The organism is Amycolatopsis sp. NPDC058278, from assembly GCF_042881395.1.
Taxonomy (GTDB): Bacteria; Actinomycetota; Actinomycetes; order Mycobacteriales; family Pseudonocardiaceae; genus Amycolatopsis.
Genome location: NZ_JBHVXZ010000122.1, coordinates 16,187 through 30,473 on the forward strand (window position 1 = coordinate 16,187; position 14,287 = coordinate 30,473).

Below are 14,287 nucleotides of genomic sequence, written 5' to 3' on the forward strand. Positions count from 1 at the left end.
ACGAGCGGGCCTCAGGCGAGCCCGAGATCCTGGTCGATGAAGGTGAAGATCTCGTCGTCGTCCACGGAGTCGAGATCGCGCGTCGGTGTGCTGCCGCCCTGGCCGAGGAGCAGTACCAGGCTTTGGGCCCTGGCCAACAGCTTCGCCCGTTCCGGAGCGCCCTCGTCCAGGCTCGTGAGAGCTGCCTCGAGCTCGTCGAACCGCTGGTGCAGGGGAAGGTCCGTACCGTCCTCTTCGCTCAGTTCCGTGAGGAGGTGAGCGGCCAGCACCCGCGCTGTGGGGTGGTCGAAGACGAGGGTGGCCGGCAGTTTCAACCCGGTGGCGGCACCCAGCCGGTTGCGCAGCTCGATCGCGGTGAGCGAGTCGAAGCCCAGCTCCTGGAACGGCCGGTTCTCGTCCGCCAGTGCCCCGGGCGCGTGGCCCAGCACCGCGGCCACCTGCCGGGTCACGAGGTCCCGCACGACCCGCAGGCGCTCCTCCGGCTCGAGCCCGGCGAGCCGGGCCGGCTGCCATTCCGGCCGTCCGGTGGCGGCCCGGGTCGTGCGCACCAGGCCGCGCAGCAGCGGCGGCACCTCGGTACCCGTGCGCAGGGCGGCCAGGTTGAGCCGGGTCGCCACCACGGACGCCCGGTCCGTGGCGCACGCCGCGTCGAACAGCGCCAGCCCCTCCTCGGCGGTCAGCGGTACCAGGCCGGAGGCGCTCATCCGCCGGAGGTCGCGATCTTGCAGTGCCTGGGTCAGCTCGCTGCGTTCACTCCACATCCCCCAGGCGATGGAGACCGCAGGCAGGCCCTGCGACCGGCGATGCGCGGCCAGCGCGTCGAGGAACGCGTTGGCCGCCGCGTAGTTGCCCTGACCGGGCGTGCCGAACACACCGGACGCGGACGAGAACAGGATGAATCCGGCCAGCTCGCTCCGGCGAGTCAGCTCGTGCAGCACCAGCGCGGCGTCGACCTTGGGCCGGAAGACCGCAGCCAGTTGCCGCTCGGTCAGTGAGCCGACGACCCCGTCGTCGAGCACCCCGGCGGTGTGGACGACCCCGGTGAGCGGATGCTCGGCCGGGATCGCGGCCAGCACCCGGGCAGTCGCGGTGCGGTCGGCCAGGTCGGCGGCCACAATCCGCACCCGGGCGCCGAGGCCGGTCAGTTCTTCGGCCAGCCGGTCGGCGCCGGGGGCGGCCGGTCCGCGGCGACTCACGAGCAGGAGGTTCCGGACCCCTTGGGTGGCAACGAGGTGCCGGGCCACCCCAGCGCCGAGTGTTCCCGTGCCACCGCTGACGAGCACTGTTCCCTCCGCGCGCCATGCCGGAGCAGCGGCCGAAGGCCGCACTCGCGTCAGCCGCGGCGCGAGAACCCGCCCGGCGCGGACGCTCAGCTGGGGTTCGCCGGTTTCGACGGCCGTGGTCAGCAGCCGAGCCGAATCCGGGTGGCCGTCCAGATCGACCAGGACGATCCGGTCCGGGTGCTCGCTCTGCGCCGAGCGCGCCAGGCCCCAGGCTGCGGCATGCGCCAGGTCGCCGCCGTCGGCCCCGCGACCGACGAGCACGAGCCGGGTGCCGTCGAACCGCCTGTCCCCCAGCCAGGATTGGAGGAGCCCGAGCAGGCCCAGCGTCCGCTCGTACACCACTTCGGCCCGGGTTTCGCCGGGGTGCAGGCCGAACACGATCACGTCCGTGTCCTCGGCGTCGGTCAGGTTCTGCCGGACGTTGACCCGGCCCTCCGTGGTGCGGAGCGCGTCGGCGATCTCGGTCCCTGCGGGGTCGAGGACGGTCCAGCGACGAGGCGCGGACGTGGCGGGGGTTTCGACCGGCCGCCAGTCGACACCGAGCAAGCCGTCCCCCGCCGGGGCAAGCTGTGCCCGATCGACGGGGCGGGTGACCAGCGACTCCACCGAAACCACCGGGTCGCCGGCGGGATCGACCGCCGTCACGGAAATCCGGCCGTCGGCGCCAGTGCGCAACCGCACCCGCAGTTCCGTCGCGCCTGACGCGTGCACCGAAACGCCCGTCCACGAGAACGGCAGGCCCCGCTCCGCGACCGACGCCCCTGCCGGGTGCAGGATCGCATCCAGCAGAGCCGGGTGGATCAGGAAGGCACCGCCCGCCGAGCCGTCCGGCAGGGACACCTCCGCGTACAGCTCGTCCCCCTGCCGCCAGCACGACCCGAGGCCGCGGAACGCCGGCCCGTACTCGAACCCTGCGGTGGCGAAGCGGTCGTACAGTTCGGTCACGTCCAGGCGTTCCGCGCCGCGGGGTGGCCACGTCCAAGCCCAGTCGCCCGGAGCCGGCTCGTTCGCTGCGGGGCGGAGGAAACCCTCCGCGTGCCGCACCCAGCCGTCGTCACCGGTTCCGGAGTGGACGGTGACCGCGCGGTGACCGTCCTCCCGGGGGCCGCCGACCTCGACGCGGATTTCCCGGACCGCGCCCTCCTCGAGGAGTACCGGCGCCTGCAGGACGAACTCCGCCAGGGTGGGGCAGCCCGCCCGTGCGCCCGCGCGCAACGCCGCCTCGACGATGGCGACGCCGGGGACGACAACCGCGCCCAGCACCGTGTGATCGGCCAGCCAGGGCTGTGCATCCAGCGAAAGCGAGCCGGTGCACAACCAGCCGCCGGAGCCGGGGAGCTCCACGAACGACGTCAACAGATCCGCGGACGCGTCCGGTGAGAACCAGAACCGGCGGCGCTGGAAGGCGTAGGTCGGGATGTCCGCCGCCGGACCGGGACCCAGGCCCCGGTTCCAGTCGACCGCAACTCCGTGCACGAAGACGTGGGCCAGTGCGGCGAGGAGCCGGGCGGGCTCGTCCTCGTCCCGGCGCAGCGTACCGATCGCCGCGACGTCACCCAGGGTTTCCTCGATCGCCGGCAGGAGAACCGGGTGCGGCGACACCTCGACGAACGCCGTGTTCCCGTCCCGGCGGGCGCTTTCCAGTGCCCGCCGGAACTGCACCGTCTCGCGGAGGTTGCGGTACCAGTAGCCGGCGTCCAGCGCATCCGTCTCCAGCGGTTCCCCGGTCACCGTCGAGTAGAACGGGACTGTGGCCCGCCGCGGCCGCAGCCGCGCGAGTTCTTCCCTCAGCCGGGCGGAGAGCTGTTCGACTTGGCCGGAATGCGACGCGTAGTCCACCGCGATCCGCCGGGCACGGACGCCGTCCCGGTCCCACCGGGCCAGCAGCTGTTCCAGGACATCGTTCGCACCCGAAACGACGAGGGACTCCGGTCCGTTCACCGCCGCGATCGCCACTTCCTCCGGAACGGCGCCGACCGGTATCGAGACGGACACCATCCCGCCCTTGCCTGACAACAACTCGGCCACCAACCGGCTCCGTACCGCGACGATCCGCGCCGCATCCCCCAGGTCGAGCGCACCCGCCACGTACGCCGCCGCGACCTCGCCCTGCGAGTGCCCCACCACACCCGCAACCCGGACACCGGCAGCACGCCACACCGCAGCCAACGACGCCATCACCGAAAACAGCACCGGCTGCAAGACGTCGACGCGCTCGATTTCCGCCCGGCTCCGCAGCACCTCCCGCACCGAAAACGGCACATGCTCGGCAAAAGCCGCATCACACGCCGCCAGCTCGTCCGCGAAGACGTCCGATCGATCCAGCAGGCCCGCCGCCATCCCGACCCACTGCGAACCCTGTCCCGGAAACACCAAGACCACCTTGTCGGCCGTGGCAGTGCCGGTCACGACCTCGGGTGCGGGCACACCGTCGGCGATCGCGGCGAGGGCGCTCAGCAACGTCTCCCGATCCTCGCCCAGCGCCACTGCCCGGTGTTCGAAGGCCGACCGGCGGGCGAGAGCGCGGCCCACTCCGGCGATCGGGAGGCCGGGCCGGTCGCGGACGAACGCCCGGAGGCGATCCGCTTGTACGCGCAGGGCCGCGGGCGACTTGGCGGTGAGCGGCCAGGCCAGGATCCCGGCCGGTGCACCGTCCCCGTCGTCGGTCGACGGTGGCCGGCCCGGCGGCGCCTCGAGGATCACGTGGGCGTTGGTTCCGCTGATCCCGAACGACGAAACCCCGGCCCGGCGGGCCCGCCCGGTCTCCGGCCAGGCCGCGGCCTCGGTGCTCAGCTCCACCGAGCCCGCCGACCAGTCCACCTCCGGCGTAGGCGCGTCGACGTGCAGTGTGGCGGGCACCAGCCCGTGCCGCATCGCCAGTACCACCTTGATCACCCCGGCCACACCGGAGGCGGCCTGGGTGTGTCCGATGTTCGACTTCAACGACCCCAGCAGCAGCGGCGCGGACCGAGCCTGGCCGTACGTGGCCAGCAGCGCCTGGGCTTCGATGGGATCGCCGAGCCGCGTCCCTGTCCCGTGTGCCTCGACCACGTCGACCTCGGCAGGCGACAGCCCCGCGTTCTCCAGTGCGCTCAGGATCACCCGTTGCTGGGACGGGCCGTTGGGGGCGGTCAACCCGTTCGAGGCCCCGTCGGAGTTCACCGCCGAGCCACGGAGGACGGCCAGCACCTGGTGTCCGTTGCGGCGCGCGTCGGAGAGCCTTTCCACGGCCAGCAGCCCGATCCCTTCGCCCCAGCCGGTGCCGTCCGCCGCGGCGGCGAACGACTTGCACCGGCCGTCCGGGGCGAGTCCGCGCTGCCGGGAGAAGCCGACGAACGCGCCCGGTGTGGACATCACGGTCACGCCGCCCGCCAGCGCCAGGTCGCACTCGCCGGTCCGCAGCGCCTGCGCCGCGAGGTGCAGCGCCACCAGCGAGGACGAACACGCGGTGTCCACGGTCACCGCGGGACCTTCGAGCCCCAGTGTGTAGGCGACCCGCCCGGACGCGACGCTGCCGGTGTTGCCGTTTCCGAAGTACCCTTCGAGGTCGTCGGGGACGCGGTCGAACCGAGTCGCGTAGTCCTGGTAGATCAGCCCGGCGAAGACGCCGGTGCGGCTTCCCTTGAGCGACGCGGGATCGATGCCTGAGCGCTCGAGGAGGTCCCAGGAGACCTCCAGCAGGAGGCGCTGCTGCGGATCCATCGCCATCGCCTCACGCGGGGAGATCCCGAAGAACTCGGCGTCGAAATCGGCAACGCCGGTCAGGAACCCGCCTGACCGCACGTACGACTTGCCGGGCCGGTCGGGGTCCGGGTCGTATAGTCCGGCCACGTCCCACCCGCGGTCGGCGGGGAACGCCGACATCGCATCCCGGCCCGCGGTGAGCAGCGCCCACAGATCGTCCGGAGACGAGATTCCCCCGGGGAGGCGACAGGCCATGCCGATGATGACGACCGGATCGTCGTCCGCCGCGCGGGTGCCGGACCACACCGGTACGGCGCTCGCACCGATCAGCCGGTCGAGCAAGTGACGGGCGAGTGCGGCCGAAGACGGGTAGTCGAACACCACAGTCGCGGGCAGTTTCAGGCCGGTCGCGGAGCTGAGCCGGTTCCGGAGCTCCACCGCGGTCAGCGAATCGAACCCGAAGTCCTTGAACGGCCGAGCGGCGTCGATCGCCTCGACCGACTCGTGCCCCAGCACGGTCGCCGCGTGCGATCGCACCAGGTCGAGCACGAGGCTCTCCCGGCCGTGCTCCGTCAGGCCGGCGAGTTCCCCGGCGAGCCCCGATGCCGATTCCGCCGCCGCGGCGCGCCGGGGTCGCGCGCGCACGAGCCCCCTCAGCAGCGGCGGGACGGCGGCACCTCCGCCGTCCCGGGGTGCGAACTTGCTGACCAGCAGGGATGGGTGGCCGGCTTCCTGTGCGGCGTCGTACAACGCCAGCCCCACGTCGGTGCTCATCGGCAGGAACCCGAAGCCGGTGATCCGGGCGAGGTCGGGCGCTGCGAGGTGCTGGGTCATCGTGCTGCGCTCGGCCCACATCCCCCAGGCCAGCGACAGCCCGGGCAGTCCCTCGGAGCGGCGACGGTGGGCAAGGGCATCGAGGAACGCGTTGGCCGCAGCGTAGTTGCCCTGCCCCGGCCCCCCGAAGGTTCCCGAAGCCGAAGAAAAGACCACGAACGCCGCAAGGTCCATCTTGCGGGTCAGCTCGTCGAGCACCAGCGCTCCGCCGACCTTCGCCCGGAAGACCGTGGCGATCCGCTCCGGCGTGAGCGACTCCAGCACCCCGTCGTCCAGTACCCCCGCCGCGTGGACCACCCCGCTCAACGACAGTCCGCTCAAGGCGGCCGCTGCGGCGTCGCGATCGGCCATGTCGGCGGCGACGATCCGCACCCGTGCCCCCAGAGCGGTCAGCTCGTCCCGCAACGCCGCCGCTCCCGGGGCATCGAGGCCCCGGCGACTGGCCAGTACGAGATCACGGGCACCTTGGGAAGCCAGGTGTCGCGCGACGTGGCCGCCCAGTGTCCCCGTGCCTCCGGTGATCAGCACTGTGCCGTCCCGCAACGGCCGCGGGATCGTGAGCACGACCTTCCCGACGTGTTTCGCCTGAGCCATGAACCGGAGTGCCTCGGGCGCCTGCCGGACGTCCCACACGGTGACCGGCGGGAGCCCGATGGCGCCCGTGCCGAACAACTCGAGCACGTTGCGCAGCATCTCCTGGATGCGATCCGGCCCCGCTTCGCTCAGGTCGAAAGCCCGGTAGCGCACCGAGTCCGGCTGCCGGATGTCGGTCTTCCCCATTTCGATGAACCGGCCACCCGGGCGGAGCAGGCCCAATGAGGCGTCCACGAACTCACCCGACAGCGAGTTCACCACCACATCGACCGGAGCGAACTTCTTCGCGAAGCCAAGGTTCCTCGACGACGCGATCCGCTGCGGATCCACCCCGAGCCCGGCCACGACCGGCTGCTTGGGCTCGCTCGCCGTCGCAAAGACCTCGCAGCCCCAGTGCCGAGCCAGCTGCACCGCCGCGATCCCCACCCCGCCGGCGGCAGCGTGGATCAGCACCGACTCGCCGGGCCTCACCCCGGCAAGATCCCGCAACGCGTAGTAAGCCGTGAGAAAGACGCCTGCGACCGAAGCGGCTTGAGCGAACGACCACCCCTCAGGCACCGGTGCCGCCAACCGTTCGTCGGTTACCGCGTGAGACCCGAAGGCCGCCCGCATCATCCCGAACACCCGGTCGCCGACCGCGAAGCCGGTGACGTCCGCCCCGACATCGACGACGACTCCGGCCCCCTCATTCCCGAGTGGCCCGGGGTCTCCGGGGTACATCCCGAGCACGCTCAGCACGTCCCGGAAGTTCACGCCCGCGGCACGAACCTCGAGCCGCAGCTCCCGGGGCGCGAGGGGGCGCATCGATTCCGGAGCGGGCAGCACCGCCAGGTTGTCCACCGTGCCCCGGTCCGGCGCATCGATCCTCCAGGGCTCGTCATCGGGCGGTCGCAAGCCTGCACGCGCTCGGGCGAGACGCGGCGCCGACACGTTGCCACCGCGAACCACGAGCTCCGGCTCACCCAGGCCGGCAAGACCGGCGATCATCGCCAGCGACTCCGGCCGATCATCCGTGTCCACCAGGAGGAACCGACCCGGGTGCTCGCTGATCGCCGAGCGCACCAGCCCCCACACGGCACCCCCGGCGACGTCGGTGACCGCTTCTCCCGGGCCTGCGGCAACCGCGCCTTTCGTAAGGATCACCAGCGGCGGGTCGTCGTTCTCCACAACCTGTGCCTGGAGCAGTTCGAGCACCTGTGCGGCCCTTGCGGCCGGACTTCCGCCGACCGAGGACTCGAAGACATCAACGTCAGCAGCGCCGGATTCGGCCGGCTCGACCCCAGCGGCCCGGAGCCGTCCGGCGAGGCCACCCCGGTCCTCACCCGAGACGGCACAGCTACCACGGGTCTCCGGCACCGTCACCGGCACCCAGTGAACGGCGAACAGGCCGTCACCGACCGGGGCCGCTGCTTCGAGCTGCGCCGGATCCACCGGCCGGGCCACCAGCGAAGCGACCTCGGCCACGAGCGTGCCGTCCGGGCCGGCCGCCTCCAGGGACAGCTCGTCACCGATCGTCAACCGCACCCGCAGTGCGGTTGCGCCCGTCGCGTGCACGGCCACCCCACTCCAGGAGAACGGCAACCGGACCTCGCCCGCCGGCGCGGACTCCACGAGCGACGGGTGCAACGCCGCATCGAGCAAAGCGGGGTGGATCAGCGTCCCGCCCGCTCCAGCCTCGCCGGGCAAGGCGACCTCACCGAAAATCTCGTCACCGCGTCGCCAGACCGCCCGCAAGCCGCGGAAAGCGGGCCCGTAGTCGTACCCGGCGGCGGCGAACCGTTCGTAGACATCGCCGATCTCGACCGGATCCGCGTCCACGGGTGGCCAGGTCGCTGCCCACTGACATGTCCGCGCACCACTCTCGGCCGCGTCGAGGGTGCCGGTCGCGTGCTGGATCCAGTCGTGCTCCCCGGCATCTCCGGAATTCGCGCAAGAATGGATCGAGATCTCCCAGCGGCCGTCCTCCCCCGGCCGGTCGACGACCACCCGCACGTCGCGCCGCTCGTCCCCGGCCAGGGTCATCGGCACTTGCAGCGTCAGCTCCGCCACCCTGCCGCAGCCCAGCCGTTCGCCGGCACTCAGCGCGAGCTCCACCAGAGCGGCCCCGGGAACCAGCACCGTGCCGAGGACGGCATGATCGGCAAGCCAGGGCAGCGCGTTCTGCGACACCTGCCCGGCGAACAGCCACCCGGACGGCCCTTCGATCGCGCCGCCGAGCAGCGAGCTGCCCACCTCTTCGTCACCCAGCCAATAGCGCCGGCGTTGAAAGGCGTAGGTCGGCAGCTCGGTGCGGGTCCCGGAGCCGACGACGCGGCGCCAGTCGACCGCGGCGCCCGCCGTGAACACGTCGCCAAGCGAAGTCAGGAAGCGCCTGGATTCGTCTTCGCCGCGTCGGAGCGTGCCGACCACCGCCACCCGGACTTCTTCGGCATCGGCGGTGTGCTCCACGGCCGCGGTCAGAACGGGATGCGGCGAAACCTCCACGAAGGCGGTGTGCCCGGCCGCGAGCGCGGCGGCGACGGCTTGGCGGAACCGCACGGGTTCGCGGAGATTGCGATACCAGTAGCCGGCGTCGAGCACACCGGTGTCGAGAAGATCGCCGGTGACCGCCGAGTAGAACGGGATTTCGCTCGAGCGGGGCTCGACTCCGGCGAGGGCTTCCGGCAGTGCGTCCGCCAGGACTTCGACCGACCCGGCGTGCGACGCGTAGTCGACCGCGATCCTCCGGGCACGAACGCCTTCGGCCGCCCACAGCGCCATCAGGTGGTCCAGCGCGTCGTCCGGGCCCGAGATCACCACCGACCCGGGCCCGTTGTCCGCGGCGATCCCCACGCCCTCCGTCAGCGCCTTCCGGACCCTTTCGGCAGGCAGGGAAACCGAAACCATCCCGCCCTTGCCCGACAACGACTCCGCCACCAGCCTGCTGCGCACGGCAACGATCCGTGCCGCATCCCCCAAGCTGAGTGCGCCCGACACGCACGCCGCCGCGACTTCACCCTGCGAATGGCCCAGCACACCCGCGATGCGCACCCCGGCCGCGCGCCAAACCTCGGCCAACGCCACCATTACCGCAAACAGCACCGGCTGCAGCACATCGACGCGCTCGATTTCGGCCCCGCTCCGCAACACCTCCCGCACGGAGAACGACACGTGCGGGGACAACGCCTCGTCGCACGCACCAAGCCGACCGGCGAAAACCTGCGAGCTCTCCAGCAAACTCACGGCCATTCCCGCCCACTGCGCGCCCTGGCCGGGAAAAACCAGGACCACGCCGTCGCTCGCCGGCATGCCCGCCGCCGGGTGCCCGACGGAGTCCAGACCGCGTAACAGTTCGTCCCGGTCCGACCCCACCACGACCGCCCGGTGTTCGAACACCGAACGGGTCGTCGCCAGCGAAAACGCCACATCGGCGGGCCGCAGTTCCGGACGAGACACGACGTGTTCCCGAAGCCGGGCGGCCTGAGCGGTCAGCGCATCGGCCGAGCGCGCGGAAAGCACCCACGGGATCACCCGCGACACCAGCGGTGCCACCGCGTCGGTGCCGGGTTCTTCCGCTTCAGGCGCGGGCGGCATCTCCAGGACCACGTGCGCGTTGGTCCCGCTGTAGCCGAACGACGAGACCGCCGCTCGTCGCGCATGGTCCGTTTCGGGCCACGGCTGCTGCTCCGCGGCCAGCTCGACTGCGCCGCGCGACCAGTCGACGTGCGGCGTCGGCTCGTTCAGGTGCAAGGTCCGCGGCACGATCCCGTGCTGCATTGCCATGACCACCTTGATCACGCCGGTGGCGCCCGCCGCGGCCTGGGTGTGCCCGATGTTGGACTTCACCGAGCCGAGAAGCAGCGGTCGCGTTCGGTCCTGCCCGTAGGTGGCCAGCAGTGCCTGGGCTTCGATCGGGTCGCCCAGGGTCGTCCCGGTCCCGTGCGCTTCGACGACGTCCACATCCGAGTGAGCCACCCGAGCGTCGGCGAGAGCGGCCTTGATGACCTTCTCCTGCGCCGGCCCGCTCGGCGCCGACAGCCCGTTCGAGGCGCCGTCCTGGTTCACCGCCGACCCGCGGACAACGGCAAGTACCCGGCGTCCGTTGCGAATCGCGTCCGAGAGCCGTTCGACCACGAGAACAGCCGCCCCTTCCGCCAGGCCGGCACCGTCCGCGGCCTCGGCGAACGACTTGCACCGGGCGTCGGGGGCCATGCCCTGCTGACGTGAGAAATCGGCCATTCCGGCGGGCGTGGCCATCACCGCGACACCGCCGGCCAGAGCCAGATCGCACCCGCCGGAGCGCAGGGACTGCACCGCCAGGTGCAGGGCAACGAGCGACGACGAGCAGGCGGTGTCCACGGTCACCGCGGGGCCTTCCAGACCCAGTGTGTAAGCCACCCGGCCGGACACGAGGCTGCCCACGTTGCCGCTGCCGAGGTAGATCTGCAGGTCTTCGGGCACCTGCCGGAAGAAGCCCGAGGAATAGTCGTGGTAGGACAACCCGGAGAAGACACCGGTGGCGCTGCCACGGAGGGACCGAGGCAGAATATCGGCGCGCTCGATCGCCTCCCACGAGGTCTCCAGGAGCAGCCGCTGCTGAGGATCCATTCCCATCGCCTCGCGAGGAGAGATCCCGAAGAAGGCAGCGTCGAATTCCGCGGCATCGTGGAGAAAGCCGCCTTCGCGCGCCGCAGGAACCCCGCTGCGGCCGGGATCACCGTCCCCGAAGGCGGCCGGGTCCCAGCCGCGGTCGGTCGGCAACCCCGAGACGGCGTCCTTTCCGGTGGACACCAGCTCCCACAGCCCCTCGGGGGAAGTGACGCCTCCGGGCAACCGGCACGCCATGCCGACGATCGCCACCGGATCGTGCCGGGCGGCTTCCGCCTCGCGGAGCCGGCGCTGCGTTTCCCGGAGGTCGGCCGTGACCTGCTTGAGGAAGTAGCGGAGCTTGTCTTCGGTGGACATGGAACCTCCCTGGAGCCGGACTGGGGGACGCGGATGGGGCGGAGCTCTCAGCTGATACCGAACTCCTCGCCGAGCATCGTGAACATCTCGTCGTCGCTCACGTCCTCGAGCCCGTTCCGGTCGGCGGGCTCCGTGCCCGCAGACCGGTCTTCCAGCTTCCACACCAGGTTCTGCAACCGCCGGGCTAGCTTTTCCCGCTCGGTACCTTCCGGTGTCCTCTCCGCGACCAGCTCTTCCAGGTCGTCCACCGCGGACAGCCACGCGTCCGCGCTCTCCGAACCACCGTCGTCCATCAGGCGCAGCAGGTGTTCGGCGAGCGCCTCCGCCGTGGGATGGTCGAAAGCCAGCGTCGCGGGCAGAGTGAGCTCTGTCGCGGTCGCCAGCCGGTTGCGCAGCTCGACCGCCGTCACCGATTCGAACCCCAGTTCCTTGAACGCGCGGTCGGTTTCCACGAGGCCGGCCGAGCGGTACCCCAGCACGGCCGCGATCTGCGTGCGGACCAGCGCGAGCATCTCGGTTCGGCGGTCCTCGGCCGGAAGGGCGGCCAGCCGGCGGCCGAACCCGGCCGCTTCGGCTCCCCCCGCGGTGGGCAGCTCGACGATGGGCGCTTTCGCGCGCGCCGGAACCGCAGCCGCCAGCAGATCCGGATCGAACGGCCGCAGCGTGAGCGAATCCACCGAGAAGACCGGAAGACCGGCGGGATCGGTAGCCCGGACCGAGATCTTGTCGCCGTTGCGGACCATCCGGACCCGCACCGCCGTCGCGCCGACGGCGTGCACGCTGACGTCGTTCCAGGCGAAGGGCATCTGCGGGGTCGGCTCACCGGCATCGGCCAACGCGACTGCGCCCACCGGCTGCAACGCCGCGTCCAGCAAGGCGGGGTGCACCAGGAACCGTCCCGCGGGGTCGAGCGACTCCGGCAACGCGACCTCGGCGAACACTTCGTCACCACGGGACCAGAGCGCGCGCACCCCCCGGAATGCCGGACCGTACTCGTAGCCCGTCTCGGCGAACCGGGCGTAAACGTCGTCCGTGGCGATCGCCTGCACGCCCTCGGGAGGCCAGGCCCCGGCGCGGTCGCCGGCACCGGCCACCGTGGCGGGCGCGAGTGAGCCACTCGCGTGCAGCGTCCAGTCGTCCGGTCCCCTGCCGAAGTACACCGTGACCGCACGCACGCCGGCCTCGCCCGGTTCCTCGACCATGACCTGAACATCGAGGACTTCACCCGGCTGCAGCACGACGGGGGCGTTCATGGTCAGTTCCGCCACGCGCGGGCAACCTGACCGGGCACCGGCCCGCAGCGCCAGATCCGTCAGCAGCGAAGCCGGCACGACGACAGTCCCGCGGAAGGAATGCTCGGCCAGCCACGGCTGGAGGTCCAGGGACAGCTTGCCCGTGAACAGCCAGCCGTCGACCGTCGGCAACCGGGTCGCCTCGCCCGCGGCCAGGACGTCGTCGGTCGAGACGACGGCGTCGAGCCAGTACCGTTCGTGCTGGAAAGCGTAGGTCGGCAGCTCGACGAGGCGGTTCCGGTTCCCGAAAACCCGCTTCCAGTCGACGGTTGCGCCGGCGGTGAACACCTCCGACAACGACCGCAAAAACCGCCCACGCTCCTCCTCACCCCGCCGCAACGTCCCCACCACCACAGCACCACCACCCACCGCCGCCACCGTATCCATCACACTCACCGTCAAAACCGGATGCGGCGACACCTCGACAAACAACCCAAACCCATCCCCCAACAACGCACGAGTCACCCGCTCAAACTCAACCGGACGCCGAGCATTCTCAAACCAATACTCAGCACCCAGCACACCCCCATCAACCAACCCACCCGTCACCGTCGAATAAAAACGAACCTCCCCACCACCATAAGGCACAACCTCCCCCAACAACTCCACCAACCGCCCACGCAACCGATCAACCTGGCCACAATGCGACGCCACCGACACCGGCACCACACGCGCCCGAACCCCACCCCCCACACACAACTCCACAAACCGCTCCAATACCGGAACCTCACCCGCCACCGTGCACGACCCCGGCCCATTCACCCCCGCAACAACCAACCCCCCAAACTCACCAACAAGACGATCCGACACCCACCCCACACCAGCCCCAACCGACGCAATCGCACCCCCACCCACCAACTCCTCAAAAAACAACCGACTCCGCACCGCAACAATCCGAACCGCATCCTCCAACGACAACGCACCCGCCACATACGCCGCCGCCACCTCACCCTGCGAACTCCCCACCACACCCGCAACCCGAACACCAGCAGCACGCCACACCGCAGCCAACGACACCATCACCGAAAACAACACCGGCTGCAAAACATCAATACGATCCAACCCCGGAACACCCGAAACCCCACGCACCACATCAACAACCGACCAACCCACAAACCGCCCAAAAACCTCATCACACGCCGCCAACTCCGCAGCAAAAACCCCCGAACACCCCAACAAACCCGCAGCCATCCCCACCCACTGCGAACCCTGCCCCGGAAAAACCAGCACCACGTCCTGGTCCGCGGCGACCTTGCCGGAAACGACGCCCACGGAGTCCTGTCCGGACGCGACCGCGACAAGCCCCTCGAGCAGCGCTTCCCGATCGTCTCCCAGCACCACCGCCCGGTGCTCGAACACGGACCGCGACGCGAGCGAAAAGCCGACCTCGTCGAGCGAGATGCCGGGGCGACCGAGAACGAGCGCGTGCAACTGCGCCGCCTGCGCGCGCAACGCCGCAGGCGACTTCGCGGAAAGCACCCACGGCAGAGGTCCGGCCAGCAGGCTGTCTACTTCGGACTCGACCGCGGCCGGTGCGGGTGGCGCTTCCAGCACCACGTGGGCGTTCGTCCCGCTGATCCCGAACGACGACACCCCCGCACGCCTGGGACGATCGGCCTCCGGCCACACCGTCTGCTCCGTCACGAGCTCGACGGA

Annotated in this window: 2 protein-coding genes; both read right to left on the reverse strand. The window is 71.0% G+C overall.

Annotated features, from left to right (window positions below; all coding sequences use genetic code 11):
• Positions 1-11: 11 nt before the first annotated feature.
• Positions 12-11,339 carry an SDR family NAD(P)-dependent oxidoreductase gene (locus ACFVYA_RS40315; RefSeq protein ID WP_387052624.1) on the reverse strand — a complete coding sequence of 3,776 codons (11,328 nt, stop codon included), beginning with the start codon at positions 11,337-11,339 and terminating at the stop codon, positions 12-14.
• A 47-nt stretch (positions 11,340-11,386) separates the two neighbouring features.
• Complete coding sequence (locus ACFVYA_RS40320) at positions 11,387-14,275, reverse strand: acyltransferase domain-containing protein (RefSeq protein ID WP_387052626.1); 2,889 nt, start codon at positions 14,273-14,275, stop codon at positions 11,387-11,389.
• Between the last annotated feature and the right edge of the window lie 12 nt (positions 14,276-14,287).